This window comes from Enterobacter cloacae subsp. cloacae ATCC 13047 (assembly GCF_000025565.1).
In the GTDB taxonomy this organism is placed as follows: Bacteria; Pseudomonadota; Gammaproteobacteria; order Enterobacterales; family Enterobacteriaceae; genus Enterobacter; species Enterobacter cloacae.
Genome location: NC_014121.1, coordinates 4,880,925 through 4,898,690, shown reverse-complemented (window position 1 = coordinate 4,898,690; position 17,766 = coordinate 4,880,925). Strand labels below are relative to the sequence as shown.

12 protein-coding genes are annotated in these 17,766 nt (G+C 57.1%); 3 read left to right on the top strand and 9 right to left on the bottom strand.

Annotated features, from left to right (window positions below; translation table 11 throughout):
- Window positions 1–48 precede the first annotated feature (48 nt).
- Window positions 49–2,754, bottom strand: a complete 2,706-nt coding sequence (malT, locus tag ECL_RS23860; RefSeq protein WP_038420753.1) for an HTH-type transcriptional regulator MalT — start codon at window positions 2,752–2,754, stop codon at window positions 49–51.
- 583 nt (window positions 2,755–3,337) lie between these two features.
- Between malT and malP the strand changes: the two genes are divergently transcribed.
- Together malP and malQ are read left to right on the top strand one after the other, a co-directional pair.
- Window positions 3,338–5,731, top strand: coding sequence for a maltodextrin phosphorylase (gene malP, locus ECL_RS23855; protein ID WP_013099099.1), 2,394 nt, complete (start codon window positions 3,338–3,340; stop codon window positions 5,729–5,731).
- A gap of 9 nt (window positions 5,732–5,740) precedes the next feature.
- Window positions 5,741–7,819, top strand: a complete 2,079-nt coding sequence (gene malQ / locus ECL_RS23850; RefSeq protein ID WP_013099098.1) for a 4-alpha-glucanotransferase — start codon at window positions 5,741–5,743, stop codon at window positions 7,817–7,819.
- Between the two features lie 111 nt (window positions 7,820–7,930).
- Here malQ and gntT read toward each other — a convergent pair whose 3' ends face one another.
- The 3 genes from gntT to gntX form a co-directional block, all read right to left on the bottom strand.
- Window positions 7,931–9,247, bottom strand: a complete 1,317-nt coding sequence (gene gntT, locus ECL_RS23845) for a gluconate transporter (RefSeq protein WP_013099097.1) — start codon at window positions 9,245–9,247, stop codon at window positions 7,931–7,933.
- Between the two features lie 388 nt (window positions 9,248–9,635).
- Window positions 9,636–10,211: a Fe-S biogenesis protein NfuA gene (nfuA, locus tag ECL_RS23840; RefSeq protein ID WP_013099096.1), complete on the bottom strand. Its 576-nt coding sequence runs from the start codon at window positions 10,209–10,211 to the stop codon at window positions 9,636–9,638.
- A gap of 61 nt (window positions 10,212–10,272) precedes the next feature.
- On the bottom strand, window positions 10,273–10,956 hold the full coding sequence (gene gntX / locus ECL_RS23835) for a DNA utilization protein GntX (RefSeq protein WP_044157723.1): 684 nt from the start codon (window positions 10,954–10,956) through the stop codon (window positions 10,273–10,275).
- Between the two features lie 35 nt (window positions 10,957–10,991).
- Between gntX and bioH the strand changes: the two genes are divergently transcribed.
- Window positions 10,992–11,774: a pimeloyl-ACP methyl ester esterase BioH gene (gene bioH, locus ECL_RS23830; RefSeq protein WP_013099094.1), complete on the top strand. Its 783-nt coding sequence runs from the start codon at window positions 10,992–10,994 to the stop codon at window positions 11,772–11,774.
- On the opposite strand, the gene feoC is transcribed toward bioH, so the two are convergent.
- The 5 genes from feoC to greB form a co-directional block, all read right to left on the bottom strand.
- The gene (feoC, locus tag ECL_RS23825; protein ID WP_013099093.1) at window positions 11,746–11,985 is read right to left on the bottom strand and encodes a [Fe-S]-dependent transcriptional repressor FeoC; all 240 of its coding nucleotides are present in this window, start codon (window positions 11,983–11,985) and stop codon (window positions 11,746–11,748) included. The genes bioH and feoC overlap by 29 nt on opposite strands.
- A gap of 8 nt (window positions 11,986–11,993) precedes the next feature.
- Complete coding sequence (gene feoB / locus ECL_RS23820; RefSeq protein ID WP_013099092.1) at window positions 11,994–14,312, bottom strand: Fe(2+) transporter permease subunit FeoB; 2,319 nt, start codon at window positions 14,310–14,312, stop codon at window positions 11,994–11,996.
- 30 nt (window positions 14,313–14,342) lie between these two features.
- Window positions 14,343–14,570, bottom strand: coding sequence for a ferrous iron transporter A (gene feoA / locus ECL_RS23815; protein ID WP_010436417.1), 228 nt, complete (start codon window positions 14,568–14,570; stop codon window positions 14,343–14,345).
- Between the two features lie 301 nt (window positions 14,571–14,871).
- Window positions 14,872–17,202: a Tex family protein gene (locus tag ECL_RS23810; protein ID WP_013099091.1), complete on the bottom strand. Its 2,331-nt coding sequence runs from the start codon at window positions 17,200–17,202 to the stop codon at window positions 14,872–14,874.
- An 86-nt stretch (window positions 17,203–17,288) separates the two neighbouring features.
- Window positions 17,289–17,762: a transcription elongation factor GreB gene (gene greB, locus ECL_RS23805; protein ID WP_013099090.1), complete on the bottom strand. Its 474-nt coding sequence runs from the start codon at window positions 17,760–17,762 to the stop codon at window positions 17,289–17,291.
- Window positions 17,763–17,766 lie beyond the last annotated feature (4 nt).

Here is a 17,766-nt window from a genome sequence, read left to right as displayed (position 1 = left end):
CTCTCCCTGTGGGAGAGGGCCGGGGTGAGGGCATCAGCCCGCACAAACCTACACCCCATACCCCATCATCTTCAACAACTGCTGCGCATGCTGCACCGCATCCTGACGGTGCGCCACGCCCAGCTTCTGATACAGATTGCGGATATGCGTTTTGATGGTGGTTGCCGCCACCGCCAGCTCACCGGCAATCTGCTCATTGCTGTAGCCTGAATAGATAAGCCCCAGCACCTGCCATTCGCGCTGCGTCAGCGGGCTGGTGCGAATAAGTTCAGGCACTTCCGGATGGTTCAGCAGGCGCTCAACGAAGTTCTCGTCGAAGTGGGCGAACTTGTGGCGATGGTGCTGGTTAATCTCGCGCAGGATGCGCTGGGCACGGTGCTGATCCAGCTCCGGCAGCGTGTTGAGCTGAATAAGCTGACGCAGCTGCTGAGCCATCACTTCGCCCTCAATCACAAAGTGACTGATAAATCCGGTACGGTTCGCCAGCTGCAACGCCTCCAGCAGTACGCGCTGGGCATCATTTTTACGCCCGGCCTGCCAGTAGAGCTGGTTAAGCAGCAGCAGGTTACGATTGAGATCGCTCATCAGACGCAGGCTGCGGGCGTTCTCGTTCAGCTCTTCCAGCACAATCTCAGCCGGCTCAAACTCACCGAGCAGGATCTGCGCGCGGGCAATGTTTCGCCACTGGCTTTGCAGGAAGTGGTTATTTGCAAATTCAGGTTTTGGCGTCTGGCGCAGCCAGTTGGCGGCGGATTTCTTATCCCCCGTCATCTGCCAGTATATCACCCGCACCTTATCGGCGTTCGAAACCCAGTCGCTGTGATACTGACCATTGCCGAGCAGGTTCTCCAGACGGTTCAGGTGGTTGCGGGCATTATCCAGATCCCCACGCGCCAGCGAGCATTGCACCAGCAGGGCCAGGCACTGCAGTTGCTGCTGCGGCTGGAAGCCGGAAAGCACCTCTACGCCCTGGCGGGCACAGCTCTCTGCTTCATCCAGGCGCGACCACGCCCACAGAAGCTGGGCGCGAATACGCAACAGGAACTCGTGCATTGGCAGCTGTTCAAGATGCTGTTCGCGAATCAGCTGGAACGCCTTTTCCTGATTCTCCCAGGCCGCCTGCAGGAACCCCTGAGCAAATAAAATTTCGCTTTGCTGGATCAGGCTCCACAGCGCGTAATGCCAGACATCATGACGGCGGGCCATCTGTTCGGTTTGTTGCATCAGCGACAGGGAGCGCGTCAGCTCACCCTTGCAGTGCAGTACCTCGCCGTGTACCGACGTCGCCACAATGCGGCTGTAGAAATTGGCCAGCGGCAGCTCATCCAGCGCGACCATTGCCAGCCGCTCTGCTTCTTCCGGATCGCCATCGTTGATTGCTACCTGGGCCCGCAAGGCGTTAAATTCGCCGTGCAGGGTGGTATCCATATCGCTTTCCATCTCCTGCTCGGCACGCGCCAGCAGGGTATTCACTTCGCTGTAGCGGTGCTGGCTCTGCATCAGCCAGGCCTGCAGCAGCACCAGACGCGGGTTCTCCAGCAGGCTCTCCCACGGCAACGCTTTCAGCGACTCTTCCAGCAGCGTCAGTTCGCTGTGGTTAAACAACCCCCACGCGTGGTTGAGGAGGATATCGCGCAGCATGCCGGCATCACCGGCGGCGAGCGCATGATGGATAGCCTCGCTCGGGAAGCCTTGCGCCATCCAGCTCTCAGCGGCAGCCCGGTGGATGTCCGGCAATTCAGTCGCCAGCTCCCACTGGCAACGCTGGCGCAGGAAACTGCCAAACAGCGGGTGATAGCTGAACCATTCGCCGGGATCGTCCATCCGCGTCAGGAACAACCCCTGGCGTTCAATCTCTTCAAGCTGCAGCTGACCGTTTTCGCAGCCGGTGACGCGCACAATCAGCGCGTCGTTCATGGAACGCAGCAGGGAGCTCTTCAGCAGGAAATGGCGGGTCGAAGGATCGACGCTGTTCAGCACCTCATCCACCAGGTAATCGGAAAGATGGCTGGCGTTGATCCCCGCCAGGCGACGCGCGGACTGATGCGTCGGGCTGTTATTTTGCCGGGCGGAGAGGGCAATCAGCTGCAGCGCTGTCGCCCAACCGGCGACATCGTCGCACAGGCGGCTGCTTTCAGCGGCCTCAATCGGTGAGTTCAGGCGGCAGTCAAAGAACTGTTTGGCTTCCTGATGGGTAAAGGCCAGCTGTTGGCTACCCACTTCCAGCAGTTGATCGCGCACGCGCAGGTTGGCAATGCCCAACTGCGGCAGGTTACGCGACAGCACCACCAGGGTCAGGTTTTCCGGCTGATGGCGCAGGAAGAAGCGCATGGACTCATGGATCACCGGGTTAGTGATCAGATGATAATCATCAATGACCACGTAAAGCGGGCGGTGCCACTCAGCCAGTTCAATAAACAGCTGAGAGAAAAGGGAGGACAGGCTGGCGTACTGGCGCTTTTGCACCATCACTTCGCTGGCCACGCAGTGCCCGTTGGTGGCCTGCTGAATGGCGGCAATCAGATAGCTGGCAAAACGTTCTTGCTGGTTATCGCCCTCATCAAGGGAGTACCAGCCAAGATCGCTTTTACCTGCGGCCCATTGCGAAATGAGCGTTGTTTTTCCATAACCTGCAGGACTCGTAACCAGCGCCAGTCGGAAATTATGCGCGCCGGAAAGTTTAGCCAACAGACGCTCGCGGACCACTGTATGGTCAAGACGAACCGGGCGACTTAATTTAGACGGAATCAACATAGGTTTCACTTCACTGTGGGGAACGAGAGAATTTATTTTTTTGCGCTTCGTAATTAATAGATATAAGGTCGGCCAGAAAGAGAACTATTGCAAGTTATGTCTGGTTTTGGTGGCTCTGAATTTGCACTCTGTCACAAAACATTCAGAGAGATGATGGAACTTTCTGGAAAGGGCTGTGATGCCGCGTCAATGCTGGCTTGTATGGCTGTGCTGCGGCTGCGCTGAAACTGGTTTCAGAAAGGTATAGTGACGTCAAATTTAATAAACGCGGGGTAAAGTTTAGTGAAATTAATAATCTTCTTCGTCTGACCCGGTTGCAGAAATATTATTCTACGTAAGTAATCATTTCAGCGCGTTTTAATTTCACCCGAAACTGCATTTCATTTTCCTGACACGCTTCCCGGTTATCTTTTTATCTTCCTGACACACTCCGACTATGCTCTCAGAGTGGCCTCGATCACACTTTTATGCTCATCCCCGCTACTCCTCCCTGCCTAATCCCCTGCGGGAGGAGGAAGAGGAGAAATGAGCCAGGCACACTAGCGCCAACTTGTGTTTTCTTTCTAAAGGATGCCGATCCCCTATGTCACAGCCTACCTTCAACAAAGCTCAATTCCAGGCTGCCCTGACGCGTCAGTGGCAGCGTTTTGGCCTTCATGCTGCAAACGAGATGACGCCTCACCAGTGGTGGCAGGCGGTGAGCGGTGCGCTCGCAGAGCAGCTGGATGCTCAACCTCTGGCAAAACCGGTAAAAGGTCAGCGCCACGTCAACTACATCTCGATGGAATTCCTGATCGGTCGTCTGACCGGCAACAACCTGCTGAACCTCGGCTGGTATCAGGAGGTTGGGGATGTGCTGAAAGAACACGACATTAACCTGACCGACCTGCTGGAAGAAGAGATTGACCCGGCGCTGGGCAACGGTGGTCTGGGACGTCTGGCGGCCTGTTTCCTCGATTCGATGGCAACGGTTGGGCAGTCGGCCATTGGTTACGGCCTGAACTATCAATACGGTCTGTTCCGTCAGTCATTTGCAGACGGGCATCAGATGGAAGCGCCGGACGACTGGCACCGTAACACCTACCCGTGGTTCCGCCACAACGCGCAGCTGGATGTGCAGGTGAACATTGGCGGTAAAGTATCAAAACAGGGTCTCTGGGAACCGGCATTTACGTTTATCGGCGAAGCCTGGGACCTGCCGGTGCTCGGTTACCGTAACGGCGTGGCGCAACCGCTGCGTCTGTGGCAGGCGAAGCATGCGCATCCGTTTAACCTGACCAAATTTAACGACGGCGATTTCCTGCGTGCCGAACAGCAGGGCATCGACGCCGAGAAGCTGACCAAAGTGCTCTACCCGAACGACAACCATCTGGCGGGCAAGAAACTGCGTCTGATGCAGCAGTACTTCCAGTGCGCCTGCTCCGTGGCGGATATTCTGCGTCGTCACCACCTGGCGGGCCGCAAGCTGGCACAGCTGCCTGACTTTGAAGTGATTCAGCTTAACGACACGCACCCGACCATCGCTATTCCTGAACTGCTGCGTGTGCTGATCGACGAGCACCAGCTGAGCTGGGATGATGCCTGGGCGATCACCAGCCGCACCTTTGCTTACACCAACCACACCCTGATGCCAGAAGCGCTGGAGTGCTGGGACGAGAAGCTGGTGAAAACGCTGCTGCCGCGCCATATGCAGATCATCAACAAGATCAATGACCAGTTTAAAACGCTGGTGGATAAAACCTGGCCGGGCAACAAAGCGGTCTGGGCGAAGCTGGCCGTGGTGCATGACAAACAGGTGCGCATGGCAAATATGTGCGTGGTGAGCGGCTTTGCGGTGAACGGTGTGGCGGCGCTGCACTCGGATCTGGTGGTGAAAGACCTGTTCCCGGAATATCACCAGCTGTGGCCGACCAAATTCCATAACGTGACCAACGGCATCACGCCGCGTCGCTGGATCAAACAGTGCAACCCGCTGCTGGCCGGTCTGCTGGACAAAACGCTGAAGAAAGAGTGGGCCAACGATCTGGACCAGCTGATCAACCTGGAAAAATACGCAGACGACGCGAAGTTCCGCGAACAATACCGCGCCATCAAGCGGGATAACAAAGTGCGTCTGGCGGCGTTTGTGAAAGCGCGTACCGGTATCGAGATTAACCCGAACGCCATTTTCGACATCCAGATTAAGCGTCTGCACGAATATAAACGTCAGCATCTGAACCTGCTGCATATCCTCGCGCTGTACAAAGAGATCCGCGAGAATCCGCAGGCTGACCGCGTGCCGCGCGTGTTCCTGTTCGGCGCGAAGGCGGCACCGGGCTACTACCTGGCGAAAAACATTATCCTCGCCATCAATAAAGTGGCGGCGGCTATCAACAACGATCCGAAAGTGGGCGACAAGCTGAAAGTGGTGTTCCTGCCGGACTACTGCGTCTCTGCCGCAGAGATGCTGATCCCGGCGGCGGATATCTCCGAGCAGATCTCGACCGCGGGTAAAGAAGCGTCTGGTACCGGCAACATGAAGCTGGCGCTGAACGGCGCGCTGACTGTTGGTACGCTAGACGGTGCGAACGTAGAGATTGCCGAGAAGGTCGGAGAAGAGAACATCTTTATCTTTGGTCATACGGTTGAAGAAGTGAAAGCCCTCAAGGCCAAAGGCTACGATCCGGTGAAATGGCGTAAGAAGGACAAAGTGCTGGATGCGGTGCTGAAAGAGCTGGAAAGCGGTAAATACAGCGATGGCGATAAGCACGCGTTTGACCAGATGCTGCACAGCATGGACAAACACGGTGGCGACCCGTATCTGGTGATGGCGGACTTCACGGCCTACGTGGAAGCGCAAAAACAGGTCGACGTGCTGTACCGTGACCAGGAAGCGTGGACCCGGGCGTGCATTCTGAACACCGCCCGCTGCGGAATGTTCAGCTCTGACCGTTCAATCCGTGATTATCAGGCTCGTATCTGGCAGGCAAAACGCTAAGGAAGCGCGATGGAGAGTAAACGTCTGGACAGTGCCGCGCAGGCGGCGGGGATCAGCCTCAGTTACATTAATGCTCACGGCAAACCACAGTCTATTGGCGCCGACACCAAAAGACGTTTGCTGGATGCCATGCACAAAACCGACGCGAAAGCGTCGGCCACGCCGGTACCGAACGTTAAAGTCTTCACCGCGGGCAAAAAGATGTCGCTGGCGGTGGAAGGACGCGGCGAGTTTACCTGGCTGCTGACCACCGAAGAGGGACATCAGCACAAGGGCCACGCCACCGGCGGCAAAGCACTCACCCTTCCGGCGAAGCTGCCGGAGGGTTACCACACCCTAACGCTCACCCAGGACGAGCTGCGCTTTCACTGCCGGTTGATCGTGGCGCCAAAACGTTGTTATGGGCCGCAGGCGTTGCTCGAAGGCAAAAAGCTGTGGGGGGCCTGCGTGCAACTCTACACCCTGCGCTCTGACAGCAACTGGGGCATCGGCGATTTTGGTGACCTGAAAAAGATGCTGGCATCGGTGGGGGAGCGCGGCGGCGCGTTTATCGGCCTCAACCCGATCCACGCCCTCTATCCGGCTAACCCGGAGAGTGCCAGCCCGTACAGCCCGTCGTCCCGTCGCTGGCTGAACGTGATTTACATCGACGTGAATGCGTTAGACGATTTCAAAAACAGCCCGGAAGCGCAGGCGTGGTGGGCACTTAGCACCACTCAGCAGGCGCTGAAGCAGGCGCGCGAAGCAGACTGGGTGGACTATTCCACCGTGACGGCGCTGAAGATGGCTGCCCTGCGTCTGGCGTGGAAAGGCTTTTCTCAGCGTGATGACGAGGAGATGGCCGCCTTCCGTCAGTTTGTGGCGCAGGAGGGCGAGAGCCTCTACTGGCAGGCGGCGTTCGATGCGCTGCATGCGTATCAGGTGAAAGAGGACGAAATGCGCTGGGGCTGGCCGGTCTGGCCGGAGGCGTATCAATCCGTCGACACGCCTGAAGTCAAAGCGTTCTGTAAAAAATACGCCGATGAAGTGGACTTCTACCTGTGGCTGCAGTGGCTGGCGTACAGCCAGTTTGCCGACTGCTGGCAGGTGAGCCAGGGCTATAAGATGCCGATCGGTCTGTATCGCGACCTGGCCGTTGGCGTGGCAGAAGGCGGGGCGGAAACCTGGTGTGACCGTGAGCTGTACTGCCTGAAGGCCTCCGTAGGCGCACCACCGGATATTCTGGGCCCGCTCGGCCAGAACTGGGGCCTGCCGCCGATGGATCCGCACGTGATGGCGGCGCGTGCCTACGAGCCGTTTATCGACCTGCTGCGCGCCAACATGCAGAACTGCGGCGCGCTGCGTATCGACCACGTGATGTCCGTGCTGCGCCTGTGGTGGATCCCCTACGGTGAGACGGCCGATCACGGGGCGTATGTTCAGTATCCGGTTGACGATCTGCTGTCGATCCTGGCGCTGGAAAGCAAGCGCCATCAGTGCATGGTGATCGGCGAAGATCTCGGTACCGTGCCGGTAGAAATCGTCAGTAAGCTTCGCGACAGCGGCGTTTACTCCTATAAAGTGCTCTATTTTGAAAACGACCATGAGAAAACCTTCCGCGCGCCGCAAGCGTACCCTGAACAGTCAATGGCAGTCGCGACGACGCATGACCTTCCTACGCTTCGTGGCTATTGGGAAAGCGGCGATCTGACGCTCGGTAAAACCCTGGGTCTCTATCCGGATGAAGATGTCCTTCGCGGCCTGTATCAGGATCGCGAGCTGGCGAAGCAGGGTCTGCTGGATGCACTGCATAAGCACGGCTGTCTGCCGAAACGCGCCGGGCATAAAGCGTCGCTGATGTCGATGACGCCGACGCTCAACCGCGGATTGCAGCGCTACATTGCCGACAGCAACAGCGCCCTGCTGGGCCTGCAGCCGGAAGACTGGATTGATATGGCGGAGCCGGTGAACATCCCGGGCACCAGCTATCAGTACAAGAACTGGCGCCGCAAGTTATCCACCACGCTTGAGACGATGTTTGCTGATGACGGGGTGAACAGGCTGATTAAGGATTTGGATAAGCGGCGAAAAGCAGTCGCGAAGAAGTGATAAAAAAACCCGCCAGTGGCGGTTTTTTTATTGCCCGGTGGCGCTACGCTTACCGGGCCTACATGGAGCGAGTAGGTCGGGTAAGGCGAAGCCGCCACCCGACTTATGGCATCAGACCACCATATTCAACAGCAGCACCCCGACCAGACCGCACACCGAAATAATGGTTTCCAGCGCGGACCAGGACTTGATGGTTTCACCGATAGTCAGGTTGAAGTACTCCTTGAACAGCCAGAAGCCCGGGTCGTTCACGTGTGAGAAAATCACACTACCGGAACCGACGGCAATAACCATCAGCTCAGGGCTGACGCCCGTGGTGGCAATCAGTGGCGCAACGATACCGCCCGCGGTGATTGCCGCAACGGTTGCAGAACCCAGCGCGATACGCAGAACTGCGGCGATAGACCAGGCCATCAGAAGCGGCGACACGTTGGTTTCATGCATCATGGCCGCGATGTATTTATCCACACCGCTATCGACCAGAACCTGCTTGAACGCACCGCCACCGCCGATGATCAACAGCATCATGGCAATGATTTTGATGGAAGAGGTCAGCGTGTCGTTGATCTGATCCATGGAACGACCGCGGTTCAGGCCGAAGGTGAACATCGCGATCAACACAGCAATCAGTGTGGCCATCACCGGGTCGCCGAGGAACTCAGCAACGGACAGGAACGCGTGACCTTTCGGCAGAACCATCTCTGCCACGGCGCGCATCGCCATCAGGATCACCGGGACCAGAGAGGTCCAGACGCTGACGCCAAAGCCAGGCATTTCTTCTTCGGTGAAGGTTTTCGCGCTGTACAGACCTTCCGGAATCGGCTTATCAATGCCTTTCAGGAAGCGGGCATAAACAGGGCCTGCCAGAATCACGGTTGGGATGGCCAGAATCGTACCGAACAGCAGGGTTTTACCCATATCGGCGTGGAAAATGGTGGCGATAGCGGTTGGGCCCGGGTGCGGTGGCAGGAAGCCGTGCGTCACGGACAGCGCTGCTGCCATTGGCACACCGACATACAGCAGCGGAATGCTCGCCGCCGCCGCAATGGTGAAGACCAGCGGCAGCATCAGCACGAAGCCCACTTCATAGAACAGTGCGAAACCGACGGTAAAACCGGTTAACACAACTGCCCACTGGATGTTCTTCTTACCAAATTTGTCGATAAGCGTGGTGGCGATACGCTGTGCGCCACCGCAGTCCGCCAGCATTTTGCCGAGCATGGCGCCAAAGCCCATGATCAACGCCAGGCTGCCGAGCGTGCCGCCGACACCCGCTTTAATGGAGCTAATAACTTTGACCAGCGGCATCCCTTGCATCAGACCGACTGCAAGTGCCACCAGAACCAGAGCGATAAACCCGTTCATTTTGAAACGGATCATCAAGAGCAGTAATAACACAACACCGATAGCAACGATGACTAATGGCATGATTTACCTGGCCTTTGAATTGTTATGGGTAACGTCATTGTTTCAACGACACGTTCCGGTTGTCCCAACTGGGAACAGAGTGGTTAACGGCACTAATACTGATACCTTGGAAACTATTTAGTTTAGTCGGCTGTTATGAGTGTGTTTAGTGCCCATGAGAATGATACGGGTAACATGATGTGATTGAGAATCACCCTGGAGGGCAAAATTTAAATTATGAGACGCAGGTCAACATATGGAGGTAAACGCAAAACGGTAACCGCAAGGTTACCGTTTTTAATGTTTTCACCCTCTCCCGTGGGAGAGGGCGGGGTGAGGGCATCAGACCGCACTATTTTTGTAGGCCCGGTAAGCGCAGCGCCACCGGGCAATACAGACGGGCAATGAATCAGTAGTAAGAGTGCTCGCCGCGCTGGTGTTCGGTCAGGTCACGCACGCCTTTCAGTTCCGGGAACTCGTTCAGCAGCTGCTTCTCGATCCCTTCTTTCAGGGTCACATCGACCATGGAACAACCGTTACAGCCGCCGCCAAACTGCAGAATTGCGTAGCCTTCGTCGGTGATTTCCATCAGGGAAACGCGACCACCGTGACCGGCCAGCTGCGGGTTGATCTGGGATTGCAGCAGATACTCTACGCGCTCCATCAACGGGGCATCGTCAGATACTTTACGCATTTTGGCGTTTGGCGCTTTCAGCGTCAGCTGCGAGCCCAGCTGGTCGGTGACGAAGTCGATCTCCGCATCTTCAAGATACGGCGCGCTCAGCTCATCAACATATGCCGTGAGCTGGTCAAATTTAAGGGCAGTGTCAGTTGCTTCCACCGCGTCTGGCGGACAATAGGAGACACCACATTCTGCATTCGGAGTGCCTGGATTGATCACAAACACGCGGATCTGCGTCCCTTCTTCCTGATTTGCCAGCAGTTTGGCAAAGTGCGCTTGTGCAGAATCGGAAATACGGATCATAGCTTTGGCCTAATAGTTGACTAAATTACCTGGGTATAATCATACGCCCATTGGAGAAGGGCTACAAGGTACGGCACAGACACCATACCTGAACCGACGCGGCGCCGCTTTGCAAAAGCAGTCGGGAAAGTTCAGCAACGGTACTGCCTGTGGTGACGACATCATCCACAATCGCGATATGGAGCCCTTTGACGGCGAATTCAAGGCGAAAGGCGTTTTTGAGGTTCCTTTTGCGAAGCCGGGCGCTCAGCTGATGCTGAATGGCAGTGGCATGGCGGCGCGTCAGCGCAGCGGCTGGGTACTGACAGCCGAGCCACCGGGCGAGCGGGCGACAGAGCAGGTCGCTCTGGTTGTAGCCGCGTCGCCAGTGACGGCGCCGGTATAAGGGCACATTCAGCACCATATCCACTTTCGGCAGCGCGCGCGTGCGCCGTGCCTGCAACACCGCCAGCAATAAGAGGCGGGCGAGAGGGCGAGCCAGCGCAATCTGGCCGGAAAACTTCAGCGCGTGGATAAGCCTGCTTAACGGTGGGACGTAATCATCGACCGCCACCAGGGCGCTCCACGGTGGTGGCTTTTTCAGGCAGCGACCGCAGGGAAACTGTGGACTGTACGCCGGTAAACCGCACTGCGGGCAGGTCGTGATGCGGCTTGCCAGCGAACGCGTGCAGACGGAACAGACTCCCCACGCGCTCAGCGCAAGTGGCATTCGACATAGCCAGCACAAGCCGGGCACTGTTAGCATAGACAACCTCCATGTAAAAAAGAGAACAGTAACTGATGAAGACGCTGTGGTGGCAGACCGTAGGGACGGGAAATCGCCATCTTGTGCTGCTGCACGGATGGGGACTGAATGCGGAAGTATGGCATTGCGTAAATGAGGAACTTGCCTCGCATTTCACGCTGCATCTGGTGGATTTACCCGGTTTTGGCCGCAGCTGCGGCTATGGGGCGATGTCGCTTGACGAAATGGCGCAGCAGGTTCTGGCCGCCGCACCGCAACAGGCTATCTGGCTCGGCTGGAGTCTGGGCGGGCTGGTGGCAAGTGAGGTTGCATTAACGAATCCTGAACGCGTGCAGGCGCTGGTAACGGTGGCCTCGTCGCCGAACTTCAGTGCGCAGGAGGAGTGGCCGGGTATTAAGCCGGACGTACTGAGCAACTTCCAGCGGCAGTTGAGCGAAGATTACCAGCGAACGGTAGAACGCTTCCTGGCCCTGCAGACGATGGGGACAGAGAGCGCCCGTAAGGATGCTCGTCTGCTGAAGCAGACCGTGCTGTCGCTGCCGATGCCGGATGTGGAGGTACTGAACGGGGGACTCGAATTACTGAAAACGGTCGACCTGCGTGAGCCACTGACCGCGCTGGCGGTGCCGCACCTGCGCATTTATGGTTATCTGGATGGGCTGGTTCCACGCAAAGTGGTGCCACTGCTGGATGAACTGTGGCCAGAGAGTCAATCGCTGACAATCGCCAAAGCGGCCCATGCGCCGTTTATCTCGCATCCTGCCGAGTTTTGTTCAGCGTTGATCGCCTTCAGTCACGAAGTGCCCACCACTCCCTGAGACAGGCTTTCCCTTCCGGGCAATGTTTACAACTGCCGGACAGACAACCGTCCGGCTCTTCCTGAATACGTATGGCTTTCCCCATCGCTTCCAGTCTTTCCAGCATGGCATCGATCATCGGCTGCGGCGTATGCAGGCTGAGGCTTAGCTGTTTTGCCTCCATACGCCCCTGCAACGCCAGTAAATCACGAACCTGAATCAACGATGCCATGGCTCCCCCTAGTGACAGTCGCCCGCCGGGCTGTTGCAGCAGGTCGCGGCGGTTTTACGGTTTGCCAGCAGGTTGATATCGACGCGGCTGCGTGCCCGGCGTAGCAGACCGAGAACGAGCACGTTAAACAGCACAACCGCCAGGATGCAGACCAGGCTGTAGCGCGGATGCTGGCTGAAGTTAACGGTCTGGTAAAAGAGCGTCGCCAGCGAGTAGGCGATGTTTAAGCCCCACAGGATGGAGAACCCCATCCAGCCGCGGCTGGACTCACGGGCTATCGCCCCCATCACCGAGATGCACGGAATATAGAGCAGGACAAAGATGAGGTAGCTGTAGGCTGCTGACGCGCTGCCAAATTTCTCGCTCATCACGCCCATGGCACCGGTGGCCATTTCGCCGTCGCCTTTGCTGGCTTCAATCGGGTTCGCCAGTACGCTCAGGCTGAAAGTGTCTTTCAGGCTCTGCCAGGTCTCTTCCACCGCGCCGAGCAGTTCATCACCGAGGTGGAACGCAGCCGGGTTAAACTCTTCTTCCTGGATATTCTCAGCGGTGTAAAGCGTGTTCAGGGTGCCGACCACCACCTCTTTTGCCATCGCGCCGGTGAACAGGCCAACGGTCGCCTGCCAGTTGTCTTCATGCACGCCAATCGGTTTAAACACCGGGGTAATGATGCGGCTCACGGAGGCGAGGGCGGAGTCGTTGATGTTATCCGCCGCCTGCCCGCTCAGGGTGAAACTGTTCAGCGCGCTCAGGAAGATGCTGACGATGACAATCACTTTACCGGCGCGCAGCACAAAACCTTTCAGGCGCTGCCAGGTCTGGATCGCCAGGCTTTTCAGATGCGGCACGTGATACACCGGCAGTTCCATCACAAACGGCGACGCTTCCCCGCGCATGATGGTGTGTTTAAGCATGAGCCCGGTCAGGATCGCCATCACGATGCCCAGCACATACAGCGAGAAGACCGCCAGTGCCCCTTCCTGACCAAAGAAGGCCGCGGCAAAGACCGCAAAGATAGCCAGTCGCGCCCCGCAGGACATAAATGGCGCCATCATGATGGTCATCAGACGTTCGCGGGGTGCATCAAGCGTGCGCGCACCCATTACCGACGGGACGTTACAGCCGAAGCCGACAATCAGCGGGACGAAGGATTTACCCGGCAGACCCAGGGCCTGCATCAGACGATCCATCACGAAAGCCGCACGCGCCATGTAACCGGAGTCCTCAAGGAACGAGAGGAACAGGTACATCATGCCGATTTGCGGTACCAGCGGCAGAACGGTGTTGATACCACCACCGATCCCCTGGGCGAGGAAAATGGTCAGCCATTCCGGGAAGTGCAGGGTGTAGCCCAGCCACTGAATACCGTGGACAAATATCGCCACAGAACCAGCATCGAAAATAGGCTGTAGCGCGCCACCGATGTTAATAGCGAGCAGGAACATCAGGTACATGACCAGTAAAAAGATCGGCAAACCGAGGAAGCGGTTAAGCACAATCTTGTCCACGGCGGCCGTAAAGCGGCTTGGCTCAGCAGTCAGGGCATTACTGACCACGTCGCAAATGGCGGCGATGGCCTGATAGCGCGCGTCGGCGATGTGCAGGGCCGGGTCATCGAGCTCATCGCTCAGACGCGCCAGCGCCACGTCCAGTTTGTCTGCGGCATGGCCCGCATAGGCGCGGCTGTAGATATCGCCTTCCAGCATCTGCAGGCCGAGCCACAGGCGCTGTCTGGCGGGCATGCTGTTGTCCATTTCCTGCGCCAGCAGACCGGCTTCGCGCAGAAGCGGTTGCGCATAGTGCACCAGCTCAACGTCGGCGTTGCCCGCGTGGCGGTCAATGGCCAGCTTCAGTGCGTCAATTCCGCGGGCACGGGTAGAAACCAGCGGCACTACCGGGCAGCCCAGACGCGCGGAGAGGGCGTCGACGTCGATACGCAGCTTTTGTTTCTCTGCGATGTCGAGCATGTTGAGCGCCACAATGCAGGGGATCCCCAGCTCAAGCAATTGCAGCGTCAGATAGAGGTTACGCTCCAGGTTAGATGCATCGACCACGTTGATTAACAGGTCCGCATCGCCACTCAGAATATAGTGACAGGCAATCTGCTCATCGAGCGAGGTTTGTGACGAAATGGTGGTTAAGGAGTAGGTGCCGGGCAGATCCACCAGGGTGACCTGATTGTCTGTCGTGGTGAACTGGCCTTCTTTACGTTCAACCGTTACGCCCGCCCAGTTACCCACACGCTGGCGTGCACCGGTGAGCTGGTTAAATAACGTTGTCTTGCCGGAATTAGGATTGCCAATTAAGCCAATAGTTAATTTTTTCATTGTTTTCGACTCACTGAAACCGCTGGCTTGTTATTGGGATAAGGCTTCGACTTCAATTAATGCGAGGTCTTTTTTACGCAGTACCAGATTCACGCGCCGGGTTTCAATATGAACGGGATCACCTAACGGGGCCACGCGCACTACCTGGAATGACGAGCCGGGGAGCATGCCCAGCGACAGCAGCTTTTGCCGATAGGCCGGGCTAATTTCGCGGGTAAAACCGGTAATTTTCCATGCACTGTCTGGAGTGAATTGCATAATGCCTGATTCCACGGAAGGTTAAATTATCTACTATGGGATGATAATGAGAATAGTTTTTATCAGCAATATGAAAACTGTGACGGAATGTTGTTAAGCGTATTAATTTACGGCCTGTTTGACCTTGCTCAATATTTGCTGAATTACGGGGCAGGGAATAATAAATGTATTTGTTAACGGAGTGATAAATGGTGGTTTAAATATGGATATGCAATCGGTTTCATCTCTTGCGATATAATTTGTCCCCTCACCCCGGCCCTCTCCCCAAGGGAGAGGGTTAGGGTGAGGGGTATTTACAACCTTAGCGTTTCTTACCCATCGCGGCCGCCAGCGCATCCATCATTGCGCTGTTACCCGCTGGCTGCGCATCACGCCCGCGCGGCTTCGCGCCTTTAGCGGCAGGGCGCTGCTGCTCACGGCTACCGCCGTTACTGCCGCGGCGCGCGTTGGTTTCACCTGGCTGCTCGTCCAGACGCATGGTCAGCGCGATTCGCTTGCGCTGCAGGTCCACTTCCAGCACTTTCACCTTCACGATATCGCCCGCTTTGACCACCGTATGCGGATCTTCAACGAACTTATCGGCGAGCGATGAGATATGCACCAGGCCATCCTGATGCACGCCGATATCGACAAAAGCGCCAAAGTTAGTGACGTTGGTGACGGCGCCTTCCAGCACCATGCCCGGCAGCAGGTCGTTCATGGTCTCGATGCCGTCGGCAAAGGTCGCGGTTTTGAACTCAGGACGCGGATCGCGGCCCGGTTTTTCCAGCTCTTTGATGATGTCGGTTACGGTCGGCACGCCGAACTGCTCGTCGGTGAAATCGACCGCTTTCAGGTTGCGCAGCGCGTTGCTGTCGCCCATCAGGTCTTTGAGTGCCTGCTGAGTCGCTGCCAGAATGCGCTCAACCACCGGGTAGGCTTCCGGATGAACGGTTGACGCATCCAGCGGGTTATCGCCGTGGTTGATGCGCAGGAAGCCCGCACACTGCTCAAACGCTTTCGGCCCCAGACGGCTTACCTTCAGCAACTGCTGGCGGTTCTGGAACTGGCCGTTCTCATCACGCCAGGCAACGATGTTCTGCGCCATCATGCGGGTTAAGCCTGCCACGCGGGTCAGCAGAGGAACGGAGGCGGTGTTCAGGTCCACGCCCACGGCGTTTACGCAATCTTCCACCACCGCATCCAGCTTACGCGCCAGCTGCGTCTGGCTCACGTCGTGCTGATACTGGCCCACACCGATGGATTTCGGGTCGATCTTCACCAGTTCCGCCAGCGGATCCTGCAGACGACGGGCGATAGAGACCGCACCGCGCAGGGAGACGTCCAGGTCCGGGAACTCCTGGGCCGCCAGCTCTGACGCAGAATAGACGGACGCCCCGGCCTCGCTGACGATCACTTTCTGCGCCGTCACTTTCGGGAACTGTTTCTGCACGTCGAGGTAGAAACGTTCGGTTTCGCGGGAGGCCGTACCGTTGCCGATAGCCACCAGCTCAACGTTATATTTCTCGCACAGTGCGGCCACCACTACAGCAGCCTTCGCCGCCTGACCGGTATGCGGGTAAATGGTGTCGGTTGCCACCAGCTTGCCGGTGCCGTCAACCACCGCCACTTTTACGCCGGTACGCAGACCCGGATCGAGACCCATGGTCGCACGCAGGCCAGCAGGTGCGGCCATCAGCAGATCATGCAGGTTACGGGCAAAGACGTTGATTGCTTCGTCTTCCGCACGCTCGCGCACGGTGCCCATCAGTTCGGTTTCGAGGTGCATCAGCACCTTAATGCGCCACGTCCAGCTCACCACGCCTTTACGCCAGCTGTCCGCCGGGGCGTTATTCAGGCGCAGGCCGAGGTGATCGGTGATGATCTGCTCGCAGTGGCTCTCTTTTGGCGGCTCATCAAACTGCGGGTCGGCGTTGAGAGAGAGCTGCAGCACGCCTTCATTACGGCCGCGGAACATGGCCAGCGCACGGTGAGAAGGCACGGTTGAAATCGGTTCGTGGTGATCGAAGTAGTCGCGGAATTTCGCGCCTTCCTCTTCTTTGCCTGCCACCACGGTAGAGACGATGTGGGCGTTCTTCCACAGATAATCACGCACACGGGAGAGCAGGGCGGCATCCTCGGAGAAGCGCTCCATCAGAATGTAGCGTGCGCCATCAAGGGCCGCTTTGGTGTCTGCCACGCCTTTGTCAGCGTCGATAAATTTGGCCGCTTCGGTTTCCGGGTCGTGTGACGGTTCGTTCCACAGCAGCTCGGCCAGCGGCTCCAGACCTGCTTCAATTGCAATCTGCCCGCGCGTACGGCGCTTCGGTTTATAGGGCAGATAAAGGTCTTCGAGTTCAGTTTTGCTCAGGGTGCCGTTAATGGCCTTTTCCAGATCGCTGGTCAGTTTGCCCTGTTCGCCGATGGATTTGAGGATTGCCTGACGGCGGTCTTCCAGTTCACGGAGGTAGCCCAGACGGGTCTCCAGGTTACGCAGCTGCGTGTCATCCAGACCGCCGGTGACTTCCTTACGATAACGTGCAATAAACGGCACGGTGTTCCCTTCATCAAGCAGGCGAACGGCAGCTTCTACCTGTTCGGCTCTGGCCTGAAGTTCACCCGCAATAATGCGGCAGAGCGAATCTTTCATCATGGCTTTATCATCTTGTGGGTCAAAAATCAGGGGATAGTTATACGGGCTGACACGGTAAAATGCCAGCCGTGGAGGGCGCTCTCGGACTATTTTACGTAGGTGATCTCATTGACGTACCAGCTCGCTTCTCCGGCAGGCGTCTGGACAACGGCTAAATCACCCACCTCCTTTTTCAGCAGCGCGCGGGCCATCGGCGAGTCGATGGAGATATAATCCTTACGGCCAAAAATTTCGTCGTACCCGACAATGCGAAAGCGCAGGGTATTGCCATCATCATTCTCGATCTCTACCCACGCGCCGAAGAAGACTTTGCCCTCCTGCTGCGGTGAATAATCGACAATTTTAAGATTCTCGAGACATTTGGTCAGATAGCGTACCCGACGGTCGATCTCACGCAGCCGCTTCTTGTTGTACTGGTAGTCAGCATTTTCGCTGCGGTCGCCCAGGCTTGCCGCCCAGGTAACTTTTTTGGTCACTTCCGGACGCTCTTCGCGCCACAGGTAATCCATCTCTTTTTTGAGTTTTTCGTACCCTTCGCGGGTGATCAGGGGCGTTTTCATACTG

What these genes read in the sequence shown, in the direction of transcription:
- malT (WP_038420753.1), bottom strand. Translation starts at nt 2,754, where the DNA reads ATGTTGATTCCGTCTAAATTAAGTCGCCCGGTTCGTCTTGACCATACA.
- malP (WP_013099099.1), top strand. Translation starts at nt 3,338, where the DNA reads ATGTCACAGCCTACCTTCAACAAAGCTCAATTCCAGGCTGCCCTGACG.
- malQ (WP_013099098.1), top strand. Translation starts at nt 5,741, where the DNA reads ATGGAGAGTAAACGTCTGGACAGTGCCGCGCAGGCGGCGGGGATCAGC.
- gntT (WP_013099097.1), bottom strand. Translation starts at nt 9,247, where the DNA reads ATGCCATTAGTCATCGTTGCTATCGGTGTTGTGTTATTACTGCTCTTG.
- nfuA (WP_013099096.1), bottom strand. Translation starts at nt 10,211, where the DNA reads ATGATCCGTATTTCCGATTCTGCACAAGCGCACTTTGCCAAACTGCTG.
- gntX (WP_044157723.1), bottom strand. Translation starts at nt 10,956, where the DNA reads ATGCTAACAGTGCCCGGCTTGTGCTGGCTATGTCGAATGCCACTTGCG.
- bioH (WP_013099094.1), top strand. Translation starts at nt 10,992, where the DNA reads ATGAAGACGCTGTGGTGGCAGACCGTAGGGACGGGAAATCGCCATCTT.
- feoC (WP_013099093.1), bottom strand. Translation starts at nt 11,985, where the DNA reads ATGGCATCGTTGATTCAGGTTCGTGATTTACTGGCGTTGCAGGGGCGT.
- feoB (WP_013099092.1), bottom strand. Translation starts at nt 14,312, where the DNA reads ATGAAAAAATTAACTATTGGCTTAATTGGCAATCCTAATTCCGGCAAG.
- feoA (WP_010436417.1), bottom strand. Translation starts at nt 14,570, where the DNA reads ATGCAATTCACTCCAGACAGTGCATGGAAAATTACCGGTTTTACCCGC.
- ECL_RS23810 (WP_013099091.1), bottom strand. Translation starts at nt 17,202, where the DNA reads ATGATGAAAGATTCGCTCTGCCGCATTATTGCGGGTGAACTTCAGGCC.
- greB (WP_013099090.1), bottom strand. Translation starts at nt 17,762, where the DNA reads ATGAAAACGCCCCTGATCACCCGCGAAGGGTACGAAAAACTCAAAAAA.